A 24,491-nucleotide genomic window follows, 5' to 3' on the forward strand; every position below is an offset into this window, starting at 1 on the left:
CATGCGCGCATCGACGACCTCACGGTTCACCCGCAACGGACTCGGCATCGTCGCCTCGCTCGCGATCGCGGCAGGCCTCGTGTCCTGCAGCGCGACCGCAGCAGATGACCGTCCCGAGATCGTCGTCACCACCAACATCCTCGGCGACGTGGTCACCGAGCTCGTCGGCGACCAGGCGAGCGTCGTGACCCTCATGAAGCCCGGCGCCGATCCGCACTCCTTCAGCCTCACGGCCCAGGAGGCCGCCTCGATCGAGAACGCGGACTTCGTCGTCTCAAACGGACTCGGGCTGGAAGAGGGCGTCGCGCAGCATCTCGAGCAGGTCGATGCGGCCGGCATCCCGCACTTCGTGGCAAGCGACGCCTTCGAGCCCCTCTCCTACACGGAAGGCGACGCGGAAGGCATGGACGATCCGCACTTCTGGACCGACCCCGCCCGAATGTCCGCGGTCGTCGACGCGCTCGGCACCCGACTCGCGACCGACCTCGACGGGCTCGACGCGGCGGCCCTCGACGCCTCCGTCGCCGCCTACGAGAGCGAGCTCGACGAACTCGACGAGTGGATGCAGGGCGAGTTCGACACCATCCCGAGCGAGTCGAAGAGCCTCGTCACCAACCACCACGTGTTCGGCTACCTCGCCGAGCGCTTCGGCTTCACGGTCGTCGGCACCGTGATCCCTGGCGGGACCACGCTCGCAGCACCCAGCGCCGCCGACTTCGCCGAGCTCAGCGCCGACATCACCGCCGCCCGCGTGCCCACGATCTTCGCCGACTCCTCCAGCCCCGACGACCTCGCCCGCGCCCTCGCGGAGGAGGCCGGCATCGACGTCCGCGTCGAGCAGCTCTTCACCGAGTCGCTCACCCCCGCGGGCGGCGGCGCAGCGACCTACCTCGAGATGATGCGCGCCAACACGGAGCGCATCACCACCGGCCTCACCTCGTAGCCCGCTCGACCGCGAGCGCCAATACCCCAAGTAGCAAGCCCGAACACAGAAAGAGTCTCCATGACCCTCGCCTCCCCCACCAGGACCCGCGGCGCCATCGCCGTGACGGCCCTCGGCATCCTCGCCCTCACCGGCTGCACCCAGACCGCTCCCGCCGCGACGGGAGAAGCTGCGGCGACCCCCGGCGCAGCGGCCACCGCCGAACGCGTGACGCTCACGTACGACGGCGGACTCGTCGTCCTCGACGCGACGACCCTCGAGGTCGTCGGCGACGTCCCCATCGACGGGTTCACCCGCGTCAACCCCGTCGGCGATGGCCGCAACGTGCTCGTCACGACCGACGCCGGCTTCCAGGTGCTCGACACTCAGGAGCCGGCGCTCACGGGCGTCACGTTCGAAGGCTCGAAGGCGGGCCACGCGGTCGCGCACGCCGGCAAGACGGTGCTGTTCTTCGACGGCAGCGGCGACTCCGTGATCTTCGACACGGATGCGCTCCTCGACGACGGCACGAAGCTGCCCGAGACCGAGACGGTTGCGAGCGACGCCGCCCACCACGGCGTCTCGATCGAGCTCTCGGACGGCACCTTCGTCACGACGCTGAGCGACCGCACCGGCATCGTCGCGACCGACGCCGACGGCACCGAGCTCGCCCGCTCCACCGACTGCCCCGGCGTGCACGGCGAAGGCACGGTGAAGGACGAGGTCGTGGTCGTCGGCTGCGAGAACGGCGCGCTCGCCTACTCGGACGGCACGATCACGAAGCTCTCCTCCCCGGACGAGTTCGGGCGCATCGGCAACATGCTCACGACCGAGGACTCGGCCATCGCCCTCGGCGACTACAAGACCGACCCGGATGCCGAGGGCTACCTCCTGCAGGCCTTCGCGCTCGTCGACACGGCGAGCGGCAAGATCTCGGTCACCGAGCTGCCCGACGGCGTCGGCTACACGTTCCGCGACCTCGCACGCGGCTCCGACAACGAGGCGATCATCCTCGGCTCCGACGGCTCGCTGCACCTCTTCTCAGAGGAAGACGGCTCGCCCATCACCTCGATCCCCGTGATCGACGCGTGGGAGGGCCCCGCCGAATGGCAGGACGCGCACCCCGCGCTCAAGGTGCAGGACGGCGTCGCCTACGTCACCGACCCGGCGACGAGCACGGTCCACGCCGTCAACCTGGAGACCGAGGAGATCACGAGCTCCGCGACGCTCCCCGGCGTTCCCAACGAGATCGCGCTGAGCTAGCCGGCCGAGCACGCCGGGAGGCCCCCGGCAATACAGCACGAGCCTGAACGGCTCCAGTGGCGCATGGGGAGCACTCCCCATGCGCCACGCCAGCGAACGGCAATAGGATGCCGAACAGCGGGGCCACGGGCCCTGCGAATACAGCCATCGGACGTCCGAGAAACCACAGATGAGGGAGACTCAGCATGCGCAGCGAGCTATTCGCGGAAGCGAACCGGGAGAGCCAGAGCACCGAGCGTTGGGTGCTGCAATCGAAGAAGATGCTTCGCGTCGGATTCGGACCTGAGGTGCTGGCAGCCAAGGGCGCGATGGTCGCCTACCAGGGCCAGTTCGAGTTCAAGCACGAGGGCTCAGGCGGCCTCGGCAAGTTCATGAAGAAGATGGTCTCCGGCGAGGGCGGCTCGCTCATGCGCGTCGGGGGTCAGGGTGAGGTGTTCTTCGCCCGCCAGGCTGCTGACGTCTTCACGCTGGTCCTCGAGGGCGAGGGCATCACCATCAACACCGCCAACCTGCTCGCCTTCGACGCGAACCTGCAGTGGGACATCAAGATGCTCGCGAACGCGGGCATGATGACGGGCGGCCTCTTCAACCTCGAGGTCGGTGGCCACGGCACCGTCGCCGTCTCGAGCGACGGCCCGCCCATGGTCCTCGACTGCTCCGTGCAGCCGACCTTCGTCGACCCCCAGGCTGCGATCTGCTGGTCGCAGAACCTGCAGCCCACCATCAAGAACGACTTCAAGATGGGCTCGCTCATCGGCCGCGGGTCCGGCGAGTCGTTCCAGCTCGCGTTCCACGGGCCAGGCTTCGTCGTCGTGCAGCCGAGCGAGGGTGTCCCCATCGTCACCACGGCCTGAGGGCGTCGCGCCGGTTCCGCGCTCAAGGGCGGCACCGAGTTCGCTGTGGATGTCGGCTCGAGTGCGCTCAGCTAGCGACCAGACCACAGCCTGAGGCGGGTGGCGGATCGAAGAGATCCGTCACCCGCCTTCTCCGTGCTGCGCCGGGGTCTCGCGCGCCGAGCTAGCGGCGCTTCTTGAAGAGCGTGCCGAACACGCCGCGCACCACCTCGCGGACGATCGTCTGGCCGGTCCGGGACCCGAGCATGTCGCTCACGACGTTGCCGCCGCCCGCATCCGGCCGTGACCTGGTGGTCGTGCGCGTCTGCGTGCGCGAGCGGGCCGCCTTCTCCGCCCGCTCCCGCTCCTTCGCGTCCTTCGCCGCCTGCTTCTCCGCTTCGATCGCCGCGGCCTCGGCCCGTTCGCGCTCCGCCGCTGCGTTCATCTTGGCCGTCAGCACCTCGTGCGCCGACTGCGGGTCGAGCACCTGCGAATAGCGCGGGTACAGCGACGACGAGGCGACGAGCTGGCGGAGGCCGTCCTCGGGCGTCGGCGACATCGAGGCCTGCGGGGCGCGGAGGCGAGTCCACGCAACCGGCGACGGGGCGCCCTTCTCGTTCATGACGGTGACGATCGCCTCGCCCGTCGCGAGCTGCGTGAGCACTTCCTCGAGGTCGTACCCGCTCTTCGGGTAGGTGCGCACGGTCTGGCGCAGCGCGGTCGCGTCGTCGGGGGTATGCGCACGCAGCTGGTGCTGGATGCGCGAGCCGAGCTGCGCGAGCACATCGTCCGGGACATCCTTCGGGGTCTGCGTGACGAAGAAGATCCCGACGCCCTTGGAGCGGATGAGCCGCACCGTCTGCGTGATCTGCTCGACGAACGCCTTGGAGGCGCCAGAGAACAGGAGGTGCGCCTCGTCGAAGAAGAAGACGAGCTTCGGCTTGTCGAGGTCCCCGACCTCGGGCAGCTCGTTGAACAGGTCGGCGAGCAGCCACATGAGGAACGTCGAGAAGAGCGCGGGGTTGCTGGCGACGCCGGGCAGCTCGAGGAGGCTGACGACGCCGCGCCCCTCGTTCGTGACCCGCAGGAACTCACGGGTGTCGATCTCGGTCTCCCCGAAGAAGATGTCGGCACCCTGCTCGGAGAAGTTCACGAGCTCGCGAAGGATGACGCCTGCCGTCTGCTTCGAGAGCCCGCCGATCCCCTCGAGCTCGAGCTTGCCCTCGGTGCTCGTGAGGTACTGCAGCACGGTCCGCAGGTCGGAGAGGTCGACGAGCGCAAGCCCCTGCTCGTCTGCGAAATGGAAGACGAGGCCGAGGCTCGACTCCTGCGTCTTGTTGAGCTCAAGCACCTTCGAGAGCATGAGCGGCCCAAAGCTCGAGACGGTCGCTCGGATGGGGACGCCGATGCCTCGCCCGCCGAGCGAGAACACCTCGGTGGGTGCGGCCGCCGGGGCCCAGTCCTGCCCGATGCCCTTCGTGCGCGCCAGGAGCTTGTCGCTCGGCTCGCCCGGCGTCGCGATCCCGGAGAGGTCGCCCTTGATATCGGCCGCGAACACGGGCACGCCGGCGGCGGAGAGCTGCTCGGCGAGCACCTGCAGGGTTTTCGTCTTGCCAGTGCCCGTTGCGCCGGCGACGAGACCGTGACGGTTGGTCATGGCGAGCGGGATGCGCACGGGAACGCCTGCGACCGCCTCGCCGTTGACGATCGCTCCGATCTCGAGCGCGGCACCCTCGAACGCGTAGCCGGCGCGAACCGCCTCGAGCTGCTGCGCATCCAACGGGCCGGAGGGCGCCGTGGGAGCCGCAGGAGCCGCAGGTGCAGCAGGTGCCGCAGGCGCTGGCGGCTCGGCCTGCGCCGCCGGTGCTGCCGGCTCGGGCACCACGCCCGGGCCCGCCTGAGCGGCAGTCTCGCTCTCGGTCTTCGCCTCGGCCTCGGCGGCCGCGAGCGCAGCGGTGGCCTCCTCGAGGGCTCTGCGTGCGGCTTCGATACGGGCGTCGGCATCAGTCATGGCACCAGGCTAGTCACTCCTAGACTTGGTGCCATGCCTCAGTTGGAAGCGTCCGTCGTCGTGCCCCTCTCCGTCGAAGCGGCCTTCGCGCTCGCGCACACCGTCGGCGAGGCCCGGAGCTGGGATCCGGGCGTCATCCGCAGCGAGTTCATCCGCGGGGCCACGGCGCCCGTCTCCGGAGCGCACTTCTTCACGAAGACTCCGGGAGGGCGGCGCATGATCCTCGAGCTTCGAGTCGTGCACGCCCCGCTCGTGAGCTCCGCCGAGATGGTGAAGGGGCCGGCCTGGCTGACCTCGTTCGGCGAGGGCTGGCGATTCGAGGCCGTCGAGGGCGGCACGAAGGCGACGTGGAAGTTCACGTACAAGCTCGCCTCGCCTGTCTTCGCGTCCACGCTCGGGGCGGCGACCAAGCCAGCGTTCGACCGCGAGCTGCACCAGCGCGCGGCCGCGTTCAAGGAGAGGGCAGTGGCGCTCTCGGAAGCCGGCGAGACGCTGTCAGCAACGAGCTAGGCGGCGGGGAGGTACGCCGCCCACTCGGGCAGCTCTCGTTCGACGCTTCGCGGCGACCAGCCGGTGGCCCGCGGGGGTCTCGGTGTGAGGCGAAGCCGCCACCCCATCTCCCCCGGCGTCTTGTCACCCTTGACGTTGTTGCACCTGAGGCAGCAGGCGACGAGGTTCTCCCAGCTGTCGCGCCCGCCCCTCGACCGCGGCAGGATGTGGTCGATCGTGTTCGCGAAGCCATCGCAGTAGCCGCATCGGTTCGCGTCCCTCCGCAGCACGCCCTTGCGACTCACCGGCTGCATGCGGGCCATGGGAACGCGCACGTACCTGGTCAGCAGGATGACGCGCGGCCGCTCCCAGACGCCGCTTGAGGCCAGCACCGGGTGGTCCTCATCGACGTCGATGACGCTGGCCTTGCCGTGCAGCACGAGCACGAGTGCCCGCCTGTCGGAGACCACCCCGAGCGGTTCGTAGCCTGCGTTCAGAACGAGGGTTCGCATGCTGGACCTGCTTTCGCATCCGTACGAAAAAAGGGCACCGCCCGGATCGGCGGCACCCTTGAATCGAGTAGGTAGATGGACGGACGAGACTCGTCGGCCTGTATTCGAACGGTCTGACAGGCTTCACCGCTCTGGTAGACGTCGAGGGCTGAGTACGCGCGCGCATCCTTGGCGTGGATGCCGCTGCGTGCCCTCATTGACGCTCCCGAGTGTCGTCGATCTGGCAACAGCGTAGACCACGGATGCAGAATGCGGGAGGGGCAGCTTTCCCTGTTCACCGGCCGGAAAGACCGAAGAAAGGGAGCTGCCCCTCCCGCATGTGGGAGACGCGTCGCTCAGAGGCGGACGAAGTAGTAGCTTCCGCCCGCGTCGAGGCCACCGAGCTCGACCATGCGGCCCTCGGTGGGAGCGTCGATCATCTGGCCGTTGCCGGCGTAGATGCCGACGTGGAAGTTCGGGAAGATGACGAGGTCGCCCGGCTGCGGGTCGGAGACGCGTGTGCCCGCCGCCGCCTGCGCGCTGACGCCGTGTGCCACGTCGATGCCGTGGAGGCCGAACACGTACTTCACGAGCCCCGAGCAGTCGAAGCCGTCCGGGGTTGCCCCGCCGAAGACGTACGGCGAGACGCCGATGAACTGCGACGCGGTCTCGACGACGCTTGAGCCGGCGACGCTCTGGCCTGCGGAGCTGCTGCCCGCGCCGCTCGTATCTGCGGCGGCGGCGTCTGCGGTGGCGTCGGCGGTGGGCTCTGGGGTCGCGACTGCGGCGACCTGGTCAGCGCTCATGCTCACGACCGCGGTCTCCGTGCGATCGGTCACGGTCTCCGGTGCTGCGACGGCGGGGGTGGCATCGGCGACGGCGTCGGCGATGGCCGCTTCGACGCTCGCCTGCTCGGTCTGCGCGTCCGCGTTGGTGTCATCTGATGTGGCTACCGCGTTCGAGAGGCTGGCTTCGCTGGCGGGCGCGGGCGCTGCCATGGTGCTCGGCACGACGGCTCCGACCGCGGTGACCGCGGCGAGAGACGCGGCGGCGGCCAGGGTTCCGGCGACGCGGCGGCGGACGACGAGCTGCCTGGGGCGTGGAGCGCGAACCGTCATGGCACGCTCGCCGGCGAAGGCCGCGGGCACGCTGGGCGCCTCGGCTTCGGTCGCCGCGGTTGCGACGCGGTCTGCGGGGACGACCGAGAGGAGCGAGGTCATCGCGTTGCGCTCGATGCGGCCCGTCTCTTCGGGCTGCAGGGCGACGGGTGCTCGGGTGCCGGCGACGGAGGCGAGCGCGGCGGCGCTCAACGACTGCGTGGCGTCCGCGACTGGGCGCACACCGGTCTGGCGTTCGATGGCGCGGGCCTCGCGACGAGTCAGCGTGGTGCTCATGGATTTCCTTCGGGTGGAGCTGAGCACCCGTTGGTGCCCTGGACTTCCACGAGCGTAACCGTTTATAACGAAAATGTCACGCTCAGGTCACAGTCAGGTCGCAAATCATCACATTTTGATCACGACGACAGAACGCCGCGCGCAGCAGAAGCTGCGCGCGGCGTTGCCCACCGGAGTGAGCCGAAGCTCGAGATGTCTAATTGAAGGTGTAGTACACCGGGTTGCCCCACCAGATGGAGCGGTACTGGACGACCTTGCCGCCGTACCCGGGAGAGTCGATGACCATGCCGTCACCGGCGTAGATGCCGATGTGCGCGCCTGGCTGCACGACGAGGTCACCCGGCTGCGGGTTCGACGTCTGGCGTGCGCCCGAGATCTGGTTGCTGACGGACCCCGAAAGCGAGATGCCCTGCGTCGCGTAGACGGCCTTGGTCAGGTCGGTGCAGGCCGGGAAGTAGGAGCCGACGTAGCTGTGCGCCGCCGCGATGAGGCTCGAGGTGTCGACGTTGCCGGACCCACCACTCGGCGCGGCGGACCCCGAGGACGAGGACGTCTGGTTGCTCGAGCTGCCACCCGAGGACGTGTTTCCCGAGGTCGACGAGCTCGACTCTGCAGGAGCCTCGGTTTCCTCTGGCGTCGGAGTCGGTGTCGGCGTCTCAGCGACGGCAGCGAGATCGTCGCTGGAGATCGAGACGACCGTGGAGTCCGTGCGGTCGACGGCAACCTCTGGCGCAGCGACGAGGGCGACCTCCTCCACGGCGGCTTCCTCGGCAGCTGGGACTGGGTCCGATGTGGGTGCCGTCGCGGCTGCGTCTGGCGACGTGGCCGCAACCAGGTTGGCCTGGGACTGCACCTCGCTCTGCCCGTCTGCGACGGCGGCTGGGACGACCATCCCGGCAGTGGCTGCAGCTGCGACGGTTGCGGCGGCGGCGAAGCTGGCGGCGGTGCGCCGGCGGGTCCGTGCGACGAGGGCGGCCGGCTTCGCGGCGCGGATGCTCACGGAGCGCCCGGTGAAGGCCTCGGAGATGTCGGTGACGGGGGCGGGTTCCGAGTGCTCGATGAGGCCCTGGGATTCCGAGGTCGCATCTGCGGCGAGCTGCGAGAACGGCAGGACGGAAACGAGGGCACCTTGGCCGTTGCGCTCGATGCGAGCCGTGTCGTGCACCGAGGGCGCAGAGGCGACGGCAGGAGTGGAGGCGGCGGAGGCGATCTCGGCGACGGAGGCCTCGATGACGGGGGCAGAGACCCCGGCCACGGCCGACGTGACGACGGGACGGACTCCGGTCTGCCGCTCGATCGCGCGGGCTTCGCGGCGGGTCAGCACGGTGGTGCTGTCCGTGCGCGGCGTGCTCGATGTGCTCAAGACTTCTCCTCGGTGCTTTCGAACACCGTTGGAACCGGCATCCTCGACGCGTCCGAGCCTACACAAAGGTCACGGAATTGTCACGGTCAGATCACAAATGGATGCATGAGCGGTCACGCGGGAGTAACGACGAAACGCGCCCAGCCGAAGCTGAGCGCGTTTGCCAAGGTGGTTCGTTCCTTAGCGGAGCGTCACGTAGTAGGGGCTGCCCCACGAGATCGAGCGGTGCTGCACGGAGCGTCCGCCGTAGCCGGGGTCGTCGATGACCATGCCGTTGCCGGCGTAGATGCCGATGTGCTCGCCAGGCCAGACGACGAGGTCGCCGGGCTGCGGGTTGGAGGTGGGCGTGCCCATTGCCGCCTGAGCGGAGACGCCACGCGGCAGCGAGATGCCGACTGCTGCGTAGGCGGCCTGGGTGAGCAGGTCGCACGAGCCGAAGTAGCCGCCGACGTAGCTCATGGCCGCAGCGGAGACGCTCGACGAGTCGACGCTCTGTCCGCCGGTCGATGCGGTGTTGGTCTTGCCCGAGGTGCTGCCGCCCGTCGACGTCGTGCCGCCCGTGGAGGCGCTCGAGTCTGCCGTTGCGGTGGGCTCAGGCGTTGCGACGACCTCGGCGACCTGGTCGCTCGAGAGGGTCACGACGCTGGTCTCGGTGCGGTCGACCGCAACCTCTGGAGCGGCGACGAGGTCGACGGAGGCCTGCTCGACAACTTCTTCTGCCGGAGCCTCAGCGGTTGCGTCGGCCTCAGCCGTCGGTGCCTCGGTCTCGACCGTGGTGGCGGCGAGGAGGTTGGCCTGCGCCTGGCTGGCGTTGTTGCCATCGGCGACTGCCGCCGGCACGACGACGCCTGCCGTGGCGATGGCCGCGACGGTTGCTGCAGCGGCGAAGCCACCAGCCGTGCGGCGACGCTGACGAGCGACGAGCGACGCCGGCTTCGCAGCGCGGATGCTCACGGAGCGGCCCGTGAACGCCTCGGGGATGTCGATGACCTCTGCGAGCTGCTCGACGGCTTCGTCGCCGGCGACCTGCGGGAGCGCAGTGGTCGTGGGGAGCACCGACACGAGTGCGCCGAGCTCGTTGCGCTGGATGTGCGCAGTGTCGTGCACGAAGGATGCTGAAGCAGAGGGCGTCGGCACGGATGCCGAGTTGATCTCTGCGACCGAAGCCTCGATCACCGGCGCGGACACACCCGCGACACCGACAGTCGCCACTGGGCGCTGGCCCGTGCGGCGCTCGATCTCACGAGCCTGGCGTCGCGTCAGCGGTGCCGTGGCGTTCGTCAAGTTTTCCAAGTCGTTCCTCCAGCGCCTGACTCCTGGGAGCCGATCCCGCTCTTGCCTGTTACCAGGGGGAGCTAGGTCGAGGAGCGGGATACGGCGCCTCGGCCTGCCAGCTATGCAGACTGCATAGCTCATGACTCGGACAACACTAGTGGAAAAGCTGTGAATTGTCACGCTTCGGTGTCAGAACCCTAACGCCGAGGTAACGAACCCTGAGTTTCCGGGGATGTCAGGCACGTGAAGGCCCGCAGAACGCGGAGGAGATCTTCAGCTGGCCGTGACCAGATCTCAGCCTAGCGCACCTTCGGGGCTCAGGATCGCATCCACGTACACGTGCTCGGCGGTTTCGAGCGAGACCTCGACGCCGATGCCGCCAGAAGCAGGCAGCAGGCCGATCCACGCACCACGGCGCTGCAGGGTGACCTCGGTGCCGGGAAGCACGCCAGCCTCGCGCAGAAGCGTGAGCGTCTGGAGGTCGGACTGGACGGGCTCGCCGAGGCGACGCACCTTCGCGAGCACGGGCTCCGTGGAGGTGGCTCCGCGCGCAGACTCCTCGAGGAGCGCCGAGACGCTCACGACGCCGGCGAGGAACTCCTCGGCAGGCTCGGCACCGAACTCGACGAGTCCCGGAATCGGGGTGCCGTACGGCGATTCGCTGGGGCGGCCGAGCATCTCGAAGATCCGCTGCTCGGCCTCGTCGCTCATGACGTGCTCCCAGCGGCAGGCCTCTTCGTGCACCTGGGCGAGGTCGAGTCCGATGACGTTGGCGAGGAGGCCCTCGGCGATGCGGTGCTTGCGCAGCACGCGCGTCGCCTTGGCACGCCCGTCGGTCGTCAGCACGAGCCTGCGGTCACCGGCGACCGAGACGAGCCCGTCGCGCTCCATGCGCGCGATCGTCTGCGACACCGTGGGACCCGAGTGCCCGAGCCGCTCGGAGATGCGAGCCCGAAGCGGGGTGATGCCCTCTTCCTCGAGGTCGAGAATGGTGCGGAGATACATCTCCGTGGTGTCCACCAGATTGGTCACGCCCCGCCACCCTCCGTTGCATTGGTCCGCCAAGCCTAGCGGCGAGCGAGCCCGCTTGCGCGCATAGGCTTGCAGCATGCCTGACATTCGCATCCCGACAGAGTTCATTCCGCTCGACGGCCGATTCGGCTGCGGCCCGTCGGTTGTCCGGCCCGCGCAGATCGATCATCTCGTCGCAGGGGCCACCAGCATCCTCGGCACCTCCCACCGCCAAGCACCCGTCAAGGACCTCGTGGGCCGCGTGCGCGCAGGCCTCTCCTCGCTCTACCGTCTCCCCGACGGCTACGAGGTACTGCTCGGCAACGGCGGGTCCACCGCATTCTGGGATTCCGCGGCCTTCGGCCTCATCTCCGAGCGCGCGCAGAACCTGACCTTCGGCGAGTTCGGCGGGAAGTTCGCCAAGGCTGCAGCCGCCCCGTGGCTCACGGCCCCGGACGTGCGCTCCGCCGAGCCGGGCACGATCGCCTCGCCGGAGGCAGTCGCCGGCGTCGATGTCTACGCGTGGCCGCACAACGAGACCTCGACGGGAGCAATGGCCCCCATCCGTCGCGTCCACGGCGACGACGGCGCCCTGACGGTCATCGACGCGACCAGCGCCGCGGGCGGCGTCGACATCGACATCAGCGAGACCGACGTGTACTACTTCGCGCCGCAGAAGAACTTCGGTGCCGACGGTGGCCTCTGGCTCGCGATCGCGTCCCCGGCTGCGATCGAGCGCATCGAGCGCATCGCCGCCTCCGAGCGGTACATCCCCGACTTCCTGAAGCTCAGCCACGTCGTCGAGAACTCGCGCAAGAACCAGACGCTCAACACGCCGGCCATCTCGACGCTGCTCCTCCTCGAGGCCCAGCTCGACTGGATCAACGGCAACGGCGGAATCGCCTGGGCCGACAACCGCACCCGTACCTCCTCCGGCATCATCTACGACTGGGCGGAGGCCTCCGAGTACGCGACTCCGTTCGTCGCGAACCCTGCAGAGCGCTCGCAGGTGGTCACGACGATCGACTTCGACGAGCGGGTGGATGCGGCTGCCGTCGCGGCGGCGCTCCGCGCCAACGCCATCGTCGACACCGAGCCGTACCGGAAGCTCGGCCGCAACCAGCTGCGGGTCGCGACGTTCACGTCGGTCGACCCAGATGACGTGCGCCGTCTCACGGGCGCAATCGACTACGTCGTCGAGCACCTGGGCTGATTCCGGCGGGTCCAACCCCGATCGAAGCGCAGACGAGAGGAGCGTCACCAGCAGCTGCTGGTGACGCTCCTCTCGTCTGTCCTGCGTGTCTTGTCTGTCCTGCGTGTCTTGCTCCGCGATCCAGCGTGGCGCGTTTCCGCGCGAGCCGGGAGCTGACTTGTGGTCGCTTCGGGTGAGTTATGACGACCACAACTCGGCCCTCGGCCACCGAGCATCCGCCGGGCTAGCTCTTGGCGTCGCCTTCGGGCGCTGACACCTCGGAGTCGGGCTCGAAGTCGACCCCGTCGAAGACGTCGTCCATGTCGTCGGCGAACTCCCGGATATCGGCGGCCTCACCGAACTCGGCGGCCTCCTGCGCTGGCAGCTCGTCCTCGCTGCGAGGGACCACGACGACCCGACGGCGCTTGCCGCGTGAGCTGCTCTTCTCGGGCTGCACGTCATCTGTGACCGCGGCAGGCGCCTTGGCGGCCCGCTTCGTCTTCGGCACGCTCGGCTCCTGAGCAACGTCGTCGCTCTCGATCGCGCCTGCCTTGGGCTCCTGGCCCGAGGTGTCGTCGGCACCGGACTCGCCGTCGACGGCCTTGCTCGCCTTCTTGCGCTTCCGACGCTCAGGCTTCTTCTGGGCCGCCTCGCCATCGGCGTCGCCGTGTGCTTCCGGAGTCGTCTCCTCCGCGGCGGCGTCAGGCGTCGCCTGGTCGACGCGCTTGCGACGCGACCGCTTGGGCTTCTCGGCGGGCGGCGTCTCCGCATCGGTCACCTCGACAGCAGCCTCACCGGCAGCCGTGTCGCTCGGAGTGCCGTCGGTGTCGACGTCCGACTTCGGCTTCTTGGCCGACTTCTCCTTCTTGCGCTTCTTCTTCTTGGGCTTCTCGGCTTCTGCAGATTCGCCAGCGGCAGGCACTGAGCCAGCACCGGCTGCGACATCCTCACTCGCAGGCTCCTGGGCCGACTCGTCGTCCGCAGAACCGTCTGCGGTCGACTCGGCCTCGGCCGCACCGTCTGCACCGATGCGACGTCGTGTCCGCGTGCGCCGGATGCGCTTGCTCGACTTGGGCGCAGCCTCCGCGCCCGCGGCCTCTGCGTTCTCGCCGTCGACGTCAACGACCTCGCCGACCTCGAGCAGCTGCGCCGCTTCGTAGTCGGCGAGCCGATCGGACCATGGCACCCACGAAGGTGCCAGCAGGGCCCCGTCGCCGGGCAGCAGCTCGGCCTCGAGGACCGTCGGCTCGGCCTGGTCGACAAGGCGAACGAGGGAGACGTTCCATCGCCAGTCCGGGTAGCCGGGCAGGCGCGTCGTGTACTGGAGCGTGTAGACGCCCTCGTCCTCCTCGGGGACGACGGCGACGAGCTCGCCGAGCTCGGAGGCCGGCGTCACGTCCAGCAGAGCCGACCAGGCGAGCCTTCGCGAAGACTCGAGCTCGACGGCGTCAAGGGCGACCCCGAGCGGGGCTGCAAGCACGGCCTCGTTCGTCATCAGGCGTCCAGGTCGTCCGCGACGCGACGGAGCATCGCCGCGATCTTCGCGCCCTGCGGCTTCTCGGGGTAGCGACCGCGACGCATCGCGCCGCCGACGGAGTCGAGCAGCTTCACGAGGTCCTCGATGATGACTGCCATGTCATCAGGCGACTTGCGCTGGATGCGCGCGACGCTCGGCGGGGCCTCGAGGACGCGGACGGACAGCGCCTGTGCACCGCGTCGTCCGTCGGCGATGCCGAACTCGAGCTTCGTTCCCGGGCGCACCGACGAGGTTCCTGCTGGCAGCGCTGTCGCGTGCAGGAAGATCTCCTGACCGTCGTCGGCCGCAATGAAGCCGAATCCCTTGTCCTCGTCGTAGAACTTCACCTTGCCGGTGGGCATGGCCATCTCCTTGTTCGGCGCACGAAGCACCAGATCGAACTTTCACAGGCGGGGCGGCGAACTTCGCTTCCCCTGGTCGGCCGCGGCGTGCGGCTGATCCGAACCAGTCTACGGTGGCGCGCATGTCGATTAGTCTGGTTCGGTGACCTCTTCCAACGGCGCCCCCATCGCGAAGGGCGAACGCATCCTCGCTTTCATGTCCCTCGGCATCGCGGCGATCTCCTTCATCGCGCTGCTCGTACTGCTCGCGACGCCACTCCTCGGCATCGAGGTCGACGCGAGCAACCCGATCTGGCCGACGCTGCTGTTCGTCACCTACATCGGCTTCCCCGTCGCGTTCCTTCTCATCCTGTCGCTCATCATCTGGCGCGTCGTCGCGAACCGACGCTCGCGGGGCAGGTCCGAGAGCTGATAGACGCCTCCCCGAGCGCGCTGCGGATCCTCCAACTCCTTCGCAGCCTGGATCGCACCGACCTCGCCAGCCTCGCCGCCTGGCGCAGGCTGTCGATGCGCGGCTCGAGCGGTGCAATGGACATCGCCGAGGCACTCGCAGAAGAGACCGCCCTGAACGAAGCCGTCGCGCGGCTGGGCTGGCGAGACGCCTCGCGACTCGCCTCAGGCGAACCGGAGGCGCTGCAGACGGCTCGACTGCGCGGCCTCGCTGTCGGAACGCCGGAGGCACCCGAGCTCCTCTCGACCACCGCCTCCGCATTGTCCGAGCTCCTCGCGGCATCACCCGACGCCGCCGAGTTCGATGCGTCGAACCTCGCGCCACTCCCCCAGGCCACCGAGCGCGCCCACAGTGCCGCGCAGCTCGCGGCAGACGCGATCGCCTCCCTCGACCTCGCGCCGCGCGCCTACCGCGACGGACGAGGCGGACTCCAGCTGGGCGCGACGACGGTCCGTCGCATCGCAGCAGAGCTGCACACCGAACAGGCCGTGCTGTCCCCCCTCTTCGAATGGATGCTGGACCTCGGCCTCTGCAGCCCGGTCTCCGACGCCATGCGCCCCACCTCGCTCGGGCGCGTGTTCCGCCTCAGCGCCCCGCTGTCGCGGTGGCGCCAGCTCGCCGACTGCTGGCTGGCAGAGCTCCGCGTCGCAGACAGGACGGGCCTGCTCGTCGACGCGGAGTCGCACGCGACGCCGCAGACAGAGCTCCTCGGCATCACCGTCGAGGGCCAGCTCAGCCAGCTCGGCGTCCTGCTCGCACAGGACGACCTCGACGGCGCGGCCGACCTCCTCGAAGCCTCCCTGCCGGACGAGGTTCCCGGCGTCTACCTGCAGCCGGATCTCTCGATCATCGCGCCTGGCCCGCTCGCCCCCGCCGACGAGCAGGAGCTGCAGTCCGTCGCATCCCTCGAACGACGCGGCCTGGCCTCGAGCTACCGGCTCTCCGAGGCTTCGGTCACGCACGCGCTCGGCACCGGGCTCTCGATCGGCGAGATCAAGGCCACGCTCACTCGGCTCTCGCTCACCGGCATCCCCCAGCCCGTCGAGTACCTGCTCCGCGAGGCCTCGAACCGGCACGGCCGGGTGCGAGTTCGCGAGCACCCCGTCCGCCCCGGCACCATCGTGACGAGTCAGGACCCGGCACTCATGGATGCGCTGAGGGTCGACGCGGCCGTCGCGCCGCTCGGTCTCCGCCAGTCCGGAGAGGGCGCGCTCGTCTCCTCGGCATCCCGCGACACGGTCGTGCTCATGCTGCTCGACGCCCGCTACCCGGCAAGTGCCGAGAACGCCACGGGCCAGCTCGTGCCGCTCCGCCCCCGGGAGACCGCCCCCGCGCGAGAACGGCGTCCGAGCGAGGCCGCGCTGAGGTTCGCGGACGCCCTCCACGACGAGGCGACACGCCTGGACGCGGGAGACGATGCGCAGACGTGGGTGCAGCGTCAGCTCGAGGTGGCGCGACGAGCGAAGAGCGAGGTCACGGTGCGGGTCGACCTGGGAGGCGGCAAGGAGACCACCCTGCGCCTCGTGCCGATGAGCGTCGCGGCAGGCCGCCTCCGGGCGAGGGACCTCGCGGCCGACGTCGAGCGGACCCTCCCGATCCGCGCGATCCTCGAGGTGCAGCTCTCCGAGGTGCCCGAAGACCAGTAGCGCTGCGAGAAGTCGCCGACACCGCTGACGCGCAGGACCCGGCGGGTATGATTGACCGCTATGGCACTTGGACCGTTGATCGTACAGAGCGACAGAACTGTCCTGCTCGAAGTGGCGCATCCCGACGCCGAAGCCGCCCGCCACGCGTTGGCGGTCTTCGCCGAACTCGAGCGAGCGCCTGAGCACATCCACACGTATCGCATCACGCGGCTCGGTCTCTGGAATGCCCGCGCGGCCGGCCACGAGGCCGACGAGATGCTCGACGTCCTCGAGCGTTTCGCGAAGTTCCCCGTCCCAGCGTCCGTCTCGGGCGAGATCCGCGAGACCGTGGCCCGCTACGGGAAGCTCGTCATCTCCCGCGACGAGGAGGGCGAGCTGGTCGTCTCGAGCGACGACCCTGCCGTGCTCCTCCAGATCTCCAGGGCCAAGCACGTCGCACCGCTGCTCGAGGGACCGACCGGCGAGTCCGGATTCCGCGTGCAGGCCTGGGCAAGAGGTGAGCTCAAGCAGCAGCTCGTGAAGCTCGGCTGGCCCGCGGAGGACCTTGCGGGCTACACGCCTGGCACGCCGCACGCCATCGCGCTCGACGAGTCCGAATGGCAGCTGCGCGACTACCAGCGGTCGGCCGTCGACCACTTCTTCGAGGGCGGGTCCGGGGTCGTCGTGCTCCCCTGCGGCGCTGGCAAGACGCTCGTGGGCGCCGGTGCCATGGCGACCGCATCGACGAGCACGCTCATCCTCGTCACCAACACCGTCTCCGCACGGCAGTGGCGCGACGAGCTGCTCCGCCGCACCACGCTCACGGAAGACGAGATCGGCGAGTACTCGGGCGAGGTCAAGGAGATCAAGCCCGTCACGATCGCGACCTACCAGATCCTCACCGCGCGCCGGAAGGGCGTCTACACGCACCTCTCCCTGCTCGACGCCCTCGACTGGGGCCTCATCGTCTACGACGAGGTGCACCTGCTGCCGGCCCCCGTCTTCAAGCTGACGGCCGAGCTGCAGGCGCGACGGCGGCTGGGCCTCACGGCGACCCTCGTGCGAGAAGATGGCCGCGAGGGCGACGTCTTCAGCCTCATCGGCCCCAAGCGCTTCGACGCTCCCTGGAAGGACATCGAAGCCCAGGGGTACATCTCGCCTGCCAAGTGCTACGAGGTCCGAGTGGACCTGCCGTACGAGACGCGCATGGAGTACGCGGCCGCGAGCGACGACGAGCGCTACCGCATCGCCGCGACGGCGCCCGCGAAGCACGAGCTCGTCAAGGCCCTCATCCGCAAGCATCGAGGCGAGAACATCCTCGTCATCGCCCAGTACCTCGATCAGATCGACAGCATCGCCGAGGAGCTCGGAGTGCCGAAGCTCACGGGCCAGACGCCCGTCGCGGAGCGCGAGGAGCTCTTCCAGGCCTTCAGGGAGGGACGGGAGAAGGTGCTCGTCGTCTCGAAGGTCGCCAACTTCTCGGTCGATCTGCCGGATGCGTCCGTCGCCGTGCAGATCTCCGGCTCGTACGGTTCGCGGCAGGAAGAGGCGCAGCGCCTCGGCCGGCTGCTTCGCCCGAGCTCGAGCGGCGTGACCGCGTCGTTCTACACACTCGTCTCGCGCGAGACCGTCGACCAGGACTTCGCGCAGAACCGGCAGCGCTTCCTCGCGGAGCAGGGGTACTCGTACGAGATCCTCGACGCCGACGCCATCCTCGAACCGGCCTAGCTCGACTCCGGCAATTCTCCGGCTTGACTCTGCACCACGGTGCAGGGTCCACGCTGGCGTCATGCCACACATGAAGCACAGCCGACTCGCCAAGGCGCACGGCCTGATCCGCCTGTCCGCCATCTATGACCTCGTCGTCACCCTCGGGTTCGCCTTCCTGCCGACCGCGTCCCTGATCTTCATCGGGCTGCAGGCCCTGCACGCCGAGCTCGGACTCAGCGGCGAACTCCCCGACGCGAGCTCTCCTTCGACCATGATGTTCGTGAACCTGATGGGCAGCGTCGTGACGGCGTGGGCGCTCTTCCGGATCTTCCGTCCGTCCCTCGCGGCGGGAGCTGCGGACACGCTCGCACGAGCGCTGTTCTCGCTCGCGATGATCACGGCGCTGACCCAAGGCGCGAGCCCGCTGATCGTGGTCATGCTGGCTCTCGAAGTCGCGTGGGGGGTCGCACAGGCGGCCGTGCTCGTCCGAGTGCGACGACCCCGGGCTCCGGCAGATGCGGCCCAGGCCGTAGTCTCCTCAGATGCGCATCGCTGAGCTCGCCGAGCGGGCAGACGTCAAGGTCTCCACCGTCCGCTTCTACGAGCGGCGCGGGGTGCTCGACAGCCCGCCCCGCACGACGGGCGGCTACCGCGACTACGACGATCGGGCGCTCACTCGTCTGCGCTTCCTCCGTCGTGGCCAGGAGCTCGGGTTCACGCTGCGGGAGCTCACCGACTTCGTGGAGCTCTCGGCGGATGCGCGGGCGGGAGCTGCCCAGCCCGAGGCCGTGCAGCGGGCCGCGAACGACAAGCTCCTCGAGATCGACGACCGCATCCGCGACCTTGACCGGACGCGGGCCGCCATCCTCGGGCTCCTCGCCGCCCCGTGCCTCGATCCGACGGCCGAATGCCCGATCGTGGACGCGCTCGGCCGCGAAGCGCGACCGGAGGTCACACGCGGGCGAGGAGCTCCACGTGCGTCATGACGAACTCGGCGTCCTCGTCGTCCGCCCACTCCGACCAGGCATCGGCGATGCGCTGAAGGTCGCCTGACGACGCGATCCCCCGCGCCCTCGCGTCCTCGGCGAACCGCGACCTGGTGGCGCGCTCCGCCCACGTCGACCCCCACCAGGCGCGCTCCTCCGGTGTCGTGAAGATCCAAGCGCTCGCCGAGAGACGCACATCCTCCAGTCCCGCAGAGTGTGCCCATCGCCGCAGGACCCTGCCGGCGTTCGGCTCCCCGTCGTTCGAGCGCGCGACCTTGTCGTACACGGCAAGCCAATGGTCGAGTTCCGGAAGCTGCGGCGACCACACGCACGTTCCGTAGTCGACATCTCGCACCGCGACCAGTCCCCCAGGCTTCGTCACTCGGCGCATCTCCCGCAGCGCCGCGACCGGGTCGGAGAGGTGCTGCAGCACCTGATGTGCGTGCACCACGTCGAACTCGCCGTCGGCGAAGTCGAGCGAGTAGACATCGCCGAGCAGGAACTCCGTCTGCGTGTCCCCGGCTTCGAGTGCGGCGGCACGCGACGCCTCGAGGGGCTCATCCACGACCTCGATGCCGACGACACGGCCGGCGGTGCCGACCCGCCGCGCGAGATCCAGGGTGATCGAGCCCGGCCCGCAGCCGACGTCGAGCACGTGCATGCCCTCTCGCAGCTCCGGGAGGAGGTAGCCGGCGGAGTTCTCGGCCGTACGCCGCCCATGCGAGCGGAGCACGCTCGCGTGGTGGCCATGGGTGTACCTCGGGGCTGCGGAGTCGTCCATGTCGGCACAGTAGCGCACCGCGCGCCCGGACCCTCGTGAGCACGACCCAGAAGATTAGCGCATCCGCACTGCCGCGACACCGCGCGCCGTCAGACTTCACTCAGACGGCGTCAAGATACTTAGTCCATGACTGATGGCCCCAAGATTCTCGTTGTTGACGACGAGCCAAACATCCGCGAACTCCTGTCGACCAGCCTGCGCTTCGCAGGGTTCATGGTGCGTGCCGTCGGCAACGGCGCCGCCGCGATCTCCGCTGTCATCGAGGAGGAGCCCGACCTCATCGTCCTGGACGTCATGCTCCCCGACATGAACGGCTTCGGCGTCACGAAGCGCCTGCGCGCGTCTGGCTACACGAGCCCCATCCTGTTCCTGACCGCCAAGGACGACACCGACGACAAGATCGAGGGCCTCAACGCGGGTGGCGACGACTACGTCACCAAGCCGTTCAGCCTCGACGAGATCGTCGCCCGCATCAAGGCCATCCTCCGCCGCACCATGCAGGCCGAGGAAGAGGCGGTCATCCGCACTGGCGAGCTCACGATGGACCAGGACACCCACGAGGTGTTCATCGGCGACGAGCCGATCGAGCTCTCCCCCACCGAGTTCAAGCTCCTTCGCTACCTCATGCTCAACCCGAACCGCGTGCTCTCGAAGGCGCAGATCCTCGACCACGTCTGGGAGTACGACTTCAACGGTGACGCCGGCATCGTCGAGTCCTATATCTCCTACCTGCGCCGCAAGCTCGACCAGTTCACCGAGGAGCCGCTCATCCAGACCAAGCGTGGCTTCGGCTACATGCTGAAGGTCTCCGGGGCCAAGGCATAGCAGAGGTGACCAAGCCCGACCACGAGGGGAAGTAGGCGGTGCCGTTCAAGGCATGGCGCTGGGATCGGCTCTCACTCCGCAACAAGCTGACGATCGTCAACATCACGCTGCTGACGTTCGGTATCGTCGTCGCCGGAATCGGCACGACGCTGCTGCTGCGGCCGACGCTCGTCTCGCAGACCGACTCACAGCTGAGCGTGTACGCGAGTGACCCCACCCAGTTCCTCGCCGCCGACCCCTCGTCGAGGCTCATCACCTACGACGCCATCCGCATCGCCCCGTCCACGATCTACGTGGCCGTCCTCGATGCTGACGGCCAGGTCGTCGTCGACAACTGGGGACAGTGGCAGCGGCCGCAGGCGATCGCGCCCGAGGTGCCAGCAGACGCCGCGGTCCGCGGCAGCCAGAGCCTCTTCGACATGGAGGACCCGCTCGGGGCGACCTGGCGGACCATCACCGTGCCGGAGGGAGAGTACGCCGCCGATCAGGTGCGCGGCACGCTGCTCATCGCGGCCCCGCTGACGAGCGTCAACGCGACGATGGTGAACTTCCTGGCCATCTTCTTCGGCTTCGGGCTGACGGTCGTGATCTTCGGCGCGGCCCTCACGAGAGTCCTCGTCTCCGCGACGCTGCTCCCCCTGAGGCAGGTCGAGGCCACGGCCATGCAGTTCGCCTCTGGCGACTACTCCCAGCGCCTTCCCGCCGGCACCCCGAACACTGAGGTCGGGCGCCTCTCCCGGTCGCTCAACACCATGCTCGTCCGCATCGATCACGCCTTCGACGAGCGCACGCGCACCATCGCGCAGATGCGTCGTTTCGTCGGCGACGCGAGCCACGAGCTGCGCACGCCGCTCGTCACGGTCCGCGGATACGCCGAGCTCTACCGCATGGGTGCCCTCAACGACCCCGAGAAGGTCGGCCAGGCGATGGAGCGGATCGAGAAGGAGGCGCTCCGCATGGGGGGCCTCGTCGAGGACCTCCTGCAGCTCGCTCGACTCGACGAGACGCGCGAGCTCGTCAAGGACGTCATCGACCTCGAGCCGATTGCGGAGGACGCGGCGATGGATGCGCACGCGACCGCCAAGGATCGCGTCGTGCGGGCTCTCCCCGTGAACATCATCCAGGAGACCCGCGACGAGGCGGAGCCCCTCGGGTCCGAGACGACCGGCGAGCTGCCTGCTGCCGTCGAGGCGGACATCGTCCCGGCCGAAGAGTCCGCCAGCGCTCCGGAAGGTGCGGCCGCGAAGCGCGCGCTGTGGCGACGGCGTTCGCTGCCGCGCCCGGCGCTGCGAGGCTTCCCCATCAGGCGCAAGGGGGCCGAACCGAGTGGGATCGAGACCGCCGACTCCGACGAGGACCTCGGAGATGTGCCCGCCATGGTGCACGCGAACGAGGACAAGGTCCGGCAGGCCATCTCGAACCTGCTCGGCAACGCCATGCGGTACACGCCGGAGGGGTCACCCCTCGAGGTGGGCGTGACGGTGGATCTGCAGAACCAGCTCGCCATCGTCGACATCATCGACCACGGTGAGGGCATCCCCCCGCAGATCAGGCAGAAGATCTTCGAGCGGTTCTGGCGCGCAGACACCTCCCGCGCACGCGAGACCGGCGGTTCCGGGCTCGGCCTCTCGATCGTCTCGGCGATCATGAAGGCGCACGATGGCGAGGTCGACGTGCTCGAGACCCCCGGAGGCGGGGCGACGTTCCGCCTCAAGTTCCCGCTGCTCATGTCCGCGCCTGTGGACAGCGCTCTCTCCACAGCCCCGAACAGCTGATCCCCGCTCCCCCGCAGCTGCTCCTAGCCTTCTCACGAGGTGCCGCCGGAACCACCCGGTGGCCGAAGAAGGGGGAACACTCATATGGCCGTCTACATGGTCGACAGCGAGCAGCTGCAGCTCGCCGTCACGAACACGCAGTCGTCGATCGGGCGAGTGCAGGCAGAGGTCGCCGCACTGCTCGGCAACCTGACCGCACTCGAGGGGTCGTGGAGCGGGGAGGCGGCGGCAGCCTTCCAGGGCCTGGTGCAGCAGTGGCGCTCGACCCAGGCTCAGGTGGAGTCGAGCATCTCCGCCATCAATAGCGCTCTGGGCAGCGCGAGCGCCAGCTACGGCACCGTGGAAGGCGATATTCGGCGGCTCTTCAGCGTCTGACCGGCTCTGCACTCGCCGGCTTGGCCTGGCCGGCACCTCGACCCATCGCGTCGAGCCGCGAGGCGGGAACGACGAAGCGGGCGGCTCCGTGAGGAGCCGCCCGCCTGTTGTCGTGCGCGTGGTGCTTAGAAGTCCATTCCAGCGCCCGGGTCCATCGCCGGTGCGCCAGCCTTCTCGGGCTTGTCAGCGACGACGACCTCGGTCGTGAGGAAGAGACCAGCGATCGAAGCTGCGTTGAGCAGCGCGGAGCGCGTGACCTTCACCGGGTCGAGCACTCCAGCCTCGATGAGGTTGACGTACTCGCCGGTTGCGGCGTTGAGGCCCCAGCCGTCTTCGAGTCCGGCGACCTTCTCGGCCACGACGCCAGGCTCGAGGCCAGCGTTCGTCGCGATCTGCTTGAGCGGTGCGAGGATGCCGACCTTGACGATGTTGACGCCGGTCGCTTCGTCACCCTTGAGCTCGAGCTTGTCGAGAACGCGTGCGCCAGCCTGGATGAGGGCGACGCCACCACCGGCGACGATGCCCTCTTCGACGGCAGCCTTCGCGTTGCGGACTGCGTCCTCGATGCGGTGCTTGCGCTCCTTGAGCTCGACCTCGGTCGCTGCTCCGGCCTTGATGACGGCAACGCCACCGGCGAGCTTCGCGAGGCGCTCCTGGAGCTTCTCGCGGTCGTAGTCGCTGTCGCTGTTCTCGATCTCGGCGCGGATCTGGGCGACGCGGCCGGCGATCTGCTCGGGCGAGCCAGCGCCCTCGACGATCGTCGTCTCGTCCTTCGTCACGACGACCTTGCGGGCCGTGCCGAGGAGGTCGAGCGTCGTGTTCTCGAGCTTGAGGCCGACTTCCTCGCTGATGACCTGTCCACCCGTGAGGATGGCGATGTCCTGCAGCTGGGCCTTGCGGCGGTCGCCGAAGCCGGGAGCCTTGACGGCAACCGACTTGAAGATGCCGCGGACCTTGTTGACGATGAGCGTCGCGAGAGCTTCGCCCTCGACGTCCTCGGCGATGATGAGGAGCTGCTTGCCAGCCTGGATGACCTTGTCGACAACCGGAAGGAGGTCCTTGATGTTGGAGATCTTGCCGTTGACGATCAGGATGTAGGCGTCTTCGAAGACGGCTTCCTGGCGCTCGGGGTCGGTGACGAAGTACTGCGAGAGGTAGCCCTTGTCGAAGCGCATGCCCTCGGTCAGCTCGAGCGTGGTGCCGAACGTGTTCGACTCCTCGACGGTGACGACGCCTTCCTTGCCGACCTTGTCGATCGCCTCGGCGATGATCTCGCCGATCTGCGCGTCAGCAGCCGAGATCGATGCGGTGGCAGCGATCTGCTCCTTGGTCTCGACCTCCTTGGCGGATGCGAGCAGCTCGGCGACGACGGCCTCGACGGCCTTCTCGATGCCGCGCTTGAGCGAGATCGGGTCTGCGCCTGCTGCGACGTTGCGGAGGCCCTCGCGGACGAGCGCCTGAGCGAGGACGGTAGCCGTCGTCGTGCCGTCACCGGCGACGTCGTCGGTCTTCTTCGCGACCTCCTTGACGAGCTCGGCACCGATCTTCTCGAACGGGTCGTCCAGCTCGATCTCCTTGGCGATGGACACGCCGTCGTTCGTGATCGTGGGCGCGCCCCACTTCTTCTCGAGCACGACATTGCGGCCGCGTGGGCCGAGCGTGACCTTCACCGCGTCGGCGAGCGTGTTCAGTCCACGCTCAAGCCCGCGACGGGCCTCTTCGTCAAAAGCAATGATCTTCGACATATGTGTACTGCGTCCTTTCCGGACGTGGTTCGTGAGGTTCGTGGTTGGCACTCGAACGAGGCGAGTGCAAGTCCATATTGGCACTCGACCCTGTCG

The 24,491-nt window shown here is 68.8% G+C and carries 23 protein-coding genes; 13 read left to right on the forward strand and 10 right to left on the reverse strand.

What is annotated here, in order from left to right:
• The first annotated feature begins 1 nt into the window (after window position 1).
• The 3 genes from aztC (at window position 2) to C5E06_RS12775 (ending at window position 3,039) form a co-directional block, all read left to right on the forward strand.
• Window positions 2-943, forward strand: coding sequence for a zinc ABC transporter substrate-binding protein AztC (gene aztC, locus C5E06_RS12765; RefSeq protein WP_104307074.1), 942 nt, complete (start codon window positions 2-4; stop codon window positions 941-943).
• Between the two features lie 60 nt (window positions 944-1,003).
• Window positions 1,004-2,185: a zinc metallochaperone AztD gene (gene aztD / locus C5E06_RS12770; RefSeq protein ID WP_104307075.1), complete on the forward strand. Its 1,182-nt coding sequence runs from the start codon at window positions 1,004-1,006 to the stop codon at window positions 2,183-2,185.
• A 185-nt stretch (window positions 2,186-2,370) separates the two neighbouring features.
• On the forward strand, window positions 2,371-3,039 hold the full coding sequence (locus C5E06_RS12775) for an AIM24 family protein (RefSeq protein WP_104241881.1): 669 nt from the start codon (window positions 2,371-2,373) through the stop codon (window positions 3,037-3,039).
• Between the two features lie 163 nt (window positions 3,040-3,202).
• Here the strand turns inward: C5E06_RS12775 and C5E06_RS12780 are convergent, their stop codons facing one another.
• Window positions 3,203-5,029 carry a helicase HerA-like domain-containing protein gene (locus tag C5E06_RS12780; RefSeq protein ID WP_104307076.1) on the reverse strand — a complete coding sequence of 609 codons (1,827 nt, stop codon included), beginning with the start codon at window positions 5,027-5,029 and terminating at the stop codon, window positions 3,203-3,205.
• A 33-nt stretch (window positions 5,030-5,062) separates the two neighbouring features.
• Between C5E06_RS12780 and C5E06_RS12785 the strand changes: the two genes are divergently transcribed.
• Window positions 5,063-5,539, forward strand: coding sequence for a type II toxin-antitoxin system RatA family toxin (locus tag C5E06_RS12785; protein ID WP_104241885.1), 477 nt, complete (start codon window positions 5,063-5,065; stop codon window positions 5,537-5,539).
• Here C5E06_RS12785 and C5E06_RS12790 read toward each other — a convergent pair.
• From C5E06_RS12790 to C5E06_RS12810, 5 genes are all read right to left on the reverse strand, one after another.
• The gene (locus C5E06_RS12790; RefSeq protein WP_104241887.1) at window positions 5,536-6,030 is read right to left on the reverse strand and encodes an HNH endonuclease; all 495 of its coding nucleotides are present in this window, start codon (window positions 6,028-6,030) and stop codon (window positions 5,536-5,538) included. The genes C5E06_RS12785 and C5E06_RS12790 overlap by 4 nt on opposite strands.
• A 335-nt stretch (window positions 6,031-6,365) precedes the next feature.
• On the reverse strand, window positions 6,366-7,403 hold the full coding sequence (locus C5E06_RS12795; RefSeq protein WP_104241889.1) for a C40 family peptidase: 1,038 nt from the start codon (window positions 7,401-7,403) through the stop codon (window positions 6,366-6,368).
• A 196-nt stretch (window positions 7,404-7,599) separates the two neighbouring features.
• Window positions 7,600-8,766, reverse strand: coding sequence for an NlpC/P60 family protein (locus C5E06_RS12800; RefSeq protein WP_104241891.1), 1,167 nt, complete (start codon window positions 8,764-8,766; stop codon window positions 7,600-7,602).
• A gap of 180 nt (window positions 8,767-8,946) precedes the next feature.
• The gene (locus C5E06_RS19640) at window positions 8,947-10,059 is read right to left on the reverse strand and encodes a C40 family peptidase (RefSeq protein ID WP_258063157.1); all 1,113 of its coding nucleotides are present in this window, start codon (window positions 10,057-10,059) and stop codon (window positions 8,947-8,949) included.
• A 276-nt stretch (window positions 10,060-10,335) separates the two neighbouring features.
• The gene (locus C5E06_RS12810; RefSeq protein WP_104241893.1) at window positions 10,336-11,073 is read right to left on the reverse strand and encodes a metal-dependent transcriptional regulator; all 738 of its coding nucleotides are present in this window, start codon (window positions 11,071-11,073) and stop codon (window positions 10,336-10,338) included.
• Window positions 11,074-11,149: 76 nt separating this feature from the next.
• On the opposite strand from C5E06_RS12810, the gene serC reads away from it, so the two are divergent.
• Entirely contained in the window at window positions 11,150-12,265 is a 1,116-nt protein-coding gene (serC, locus tag C5E06_RS12815) for a phosphoserine transaminase (protein WP_104307077.1), read from the forward strand.
• A 223-nt stretch (window positions 12,266-12,488) separates the two neighbouring features.
• On the opposite strand, the gene C5E06_RS12820 is transcribed toward serC, so the two are convergent.
• Both C5E06_RS12820 and C5E06_RS12825 read right to left on the reverse strand, forming a co-directional pair.
• A complete protein-coding gene (locus C5E06_RS12820) occupies window positions 12,489-13,739 on the reverse strand; it encodes a DUF3027 domain-containing protein (RefSeq protein WP_104307078.1) in 1,251 nt (416 codons plus the stop codon).
• A complete protein-coding gene (locus C5E06_RS12825) occupies window positions 13,739-14,122 on the reverse strand; it encodes a cold-shock protein (protein ID WP_104241897.1) in 384 nt (127 codons plus the stop codon). Before C5E06_RS12825 ends, C5E06_RS12820 begins: the two co-directional genes overlap by 1 nt.
• A gap of 142 nt (window positions 14,123-14,264) precedes the next feature.
• On the opposite strand from C5E06_RS12825, the gene C5E06_RS12830 reads away from it, so the two are divergent.
• From C5E06_RS12830 to C5E06_RS12850, 5 genes are all read left to right on the forward strand, one after another.
• A complete protein-coding gene (locus C5E06_RS12830; RefSeq protein WP_104241898.1) occupies window positions 14,265-14,534 on the forward strand; it encodes a hypothetical protein in 270 nt (89 codons plus the stop codon).
• Between the two features lie 95 nt (window positions 14,535-14,629).
• Complete coding sequence (locus tag C5E06_RS12835; RefSeq protein WP_104307079.1) at window positions 14,630-16,219, forward strand: helicase-associated domain-containing protein; 1,590 nt, start codon at window positions 14,630-14,632, stop codon at window positions 16,217-16,219.
• A gap of 60 nt (window positions 16,220-16,279) precedes the next feature.
• Window positions 16,280-17,926: a DNA repair helicase XPB gene (locus C5E06_RS12840; RefSeq protein WP_104241902.1), complete on the forward strand. Its 1,647-nt coding sequence runs from the start codon at window positions 16,280-16,282 to the stop codon at window positions 17,924-17,926.
• A 61-nt stretch (window positions 17,927-17,987) separates the two neighbouring features.
• A complete protein-coding gene (locus C5E06_RS12845) occupies window positions 17,988-18,464 on the forward strand; it encodes a hypothetical protein (RefSeq protein ID WP_181062973.1) in 477 nt (158 codons plus the stop codon).
• Entirely contained in the window at window positions 18,451-18,894 is a 444-nt protein-coding gene (locus C5E06_RS12850; RefSeq protein ID WP_104241904.1) for a MerR family transcriptional regulator, read from the forward strand. The genes C5E06_RS12845 and C5E06_RS12850 overlap by 14 nt, the downstream gene beginning before the upstream one ends.
• On the opposite strand, the gene C5E06_RS12855 is transcribed toward C5E06_RS12850, so the two are convergent.
• Complete coding sequence (locus C5E06_RS12855) at window positions 18,860-19,675, reverse strand: methyltransferase domain-containing protein (protein WP_104241906.1); 816 nt, start codon at window positions 19,673-19,675, stop codon at window positions 18,860-18,862. The genes C5E06_RS12850 and C5E06_RS12855 overlap by 35 nt on opposite strands.
• A 126-nt stretch (window positions 19,676-19,801) precedes the next feature.
• Here C5E06_RS12855 and C5E06_RS12860 point away from each other — a divergent pair, with 126 nt between their 5' ends.
• From C5E06_RS12860 to C5E06_RS12870, 3 genes are all read left to right on the forward strand, one after another.
• Entirely contained in the window at window positions 19,802-20,500 is a 699-nt protein-coding gene (locus C5E06_RS12860) for a response regulator transcription factor (RefSeq protein ID WP_068479813.1), read from the forward strand.
• A gap of 38 nt (window positions 20,501-20,538) precedes the next feature.
• On the forward strand, window positions 20,539-22,275 hold the full coding sequence (locus C5E06_RS12865; RefSeq protein ID WP_104307080.1) for a cell wall metabolism sensor histidine kinase WalK: 1,737 nt from the start codon (window positions 20,539-20,541) through the stop codon (window positions 22,273-22,275).
• An 84-nt stretch (window positions 22,276-22,359) separates the two neighbouring features.
• Entirely contained in the window at window positions 22,360-22,650 is a 291-nt protein-coding gene (locus C5E06_RS12870; protein ID WP_104307081.1) for a WXG100 family type VII secretion target, read from the forward strand.
• 125 nt (window positions 22,651-22,775) lie between these two features.
• Here C5E06_RS12870 and groL read toward each other — a convergent pair whose 3' ends face one another.
• On the reverse strand, window positions 22,776-24,395 hold the full coding sequence (gene groL, locus C5E06_RS12875; protein WP_068479821.1) for a chaperonin GroEL: 1,620 nt from the start codon (window positions 24,393-24,395) through the stop codon (window positions 22,776-22,778).
• Window positions 24,396-24,491: the final 96 nt, after the last annotated feature.

This window comes from Pseudoclavibacter sp. RFBI5 (assembly GCF_002931395.1).
Taxonomy (GTDB): Bacteria; Actinomycetota; Actinomycetes; order Actinomycetales; family Microbacteriaceae; genus Pseudoclavibacter.

What these genes read in the sequence shown, in the direction of transcription:
- aztC (WP_104307074.1), top strand. Translation starts at nt 2, where the DNA reads ATGCGCGCATCGACGACCTCACGGTTCACCCGCAACGGACTCGGCATC.
- aztD (WP_104307075.1), top strand. Translation starts at nt 1,004, where the DNA reads ATGACCCTCGCCTCCCCCACCAGGACCCGCGGCGCCATCGCCGTGACG.
- C5E06_RS12775 (WP_104241881.1), top strand. Translation starts at nt 2,371, where the DNA reads ATGCGCAGCGAGCTATTCGCGGAAGCGAACCGGGAGAGCCAGAGCACC.
- C5E06_RS12780 (WP_104307076.1), bottom strand. Translation starts at nt 5,029, where the DNA reads ATGACTGATGCCGACGCCCGTATCGAAGCCGCACGCAGAGCCCTCGAG.
- C5E06_RS12785 (WP_104241885.1), top strand. Translation starts at nt 5,063, where the DNA reads ATGCCTCAGTTGGAAGCGTCCGTCGTCGTGCCCCTCTCCGTCGAAGCG.
- C5E06_RS12790 (WP_104241887.1), bottom strand. Translation starts at nt 6,030, where the DNA reads ATGCGAACCCTCGTTCTGAACGCAGGCTACGAACCGCTCGGGGTGGTC.
- C5E06_RS12795 (WP_104241889.1), bottom strand. Translation starts at nt 7,403, where the DNA reads ATGAGCACCACGCTGACTCGTCGCGAGGCCCGCGCCATCGAACGCCAG.
- serC (WP_104307077.1), top strand. Translation starts at nt 11,150, where the DNA reads ATGCCTGACATTCGCATCCCGACAGAGTTCATTCCGCTCGACGGCCGA.
- C5E06_RS12820 (WP_104307078.1), bottom strand. Translation starts at nt 13,739, where the DNA reads ATGACGAACGAGGCCGTGCTTGCAGCCCCGCTCGGGGTCGCCCTTGAC.
- C5E06_RS12825 (WP_104241897.1), bottom strand. Translation starts at nt 14,122, where the DNA reads ATGCCCACCGGCAAGGTGAAGTTCTACGACGAGGACAAGGGATTCGGC.
- C5E06_RS12835 (WP_104307079.1), top strand. Translation starts at nt 14,630, where the DNA reads ATGCGCGGCTCGAGCGGTGCAATGGACATCGCCGAGGCACTCGCAGAA.
- C5E06_RS12840 (WP_104241902.1), top strand. Translation starts at nt 16,280, where the DNA reads ATGGCACTTGGACCGTTGATCGTACAGAGCGACAGAACTGTCCTGCTC.
- C5E06_RS12845 (WP_181062973.1), top strand. Translation starts at nt 17,988, where the DNA reads ATGCCACACATGAAGCACAGCCGACTCGCCAAGGCGCACGGCCTGATC.
- C5E06_RS12850 (WP_104241904.1), top strand. Translation starts at nt 18,451, where the DNA reads ATGCGCATCGCTGAGCTCGCCGAGCGGGCAGACGTCAAGGTCTCCACC.
- C5E06_RS12855 (WP_104241906.1), bottom strand. Translation starts at nt 19,675, where the DNA reads ATGGACGACTCCGCAGCCCCGAGGTACACCCATGGCCACCACGCGAGC.
- C5E06_RS12860 (WP_068479813.1), top strand. Translation starts at nt 19,802, where the DNA reads ATGACTGATGGCCCCAAGATTCTCGTTGTTGACGACGAGCCAAACATC.
- C5E06_RS12870 (WP_104307081.1), top strand. Translation starts at nt 22,360, where the DNA reads ATGGCCGTCTACATGGTCGACAGCGAGCAGCTGCAGCTCGCCGTCACG.
- groL (WP_068479821.1), bottom strand. Translation starts at nt 24,395, where the DNA reads ATGTCGAAGATCATTGCTTTTGACGAAGAGGCCCGTCGCGGGCTTGAG.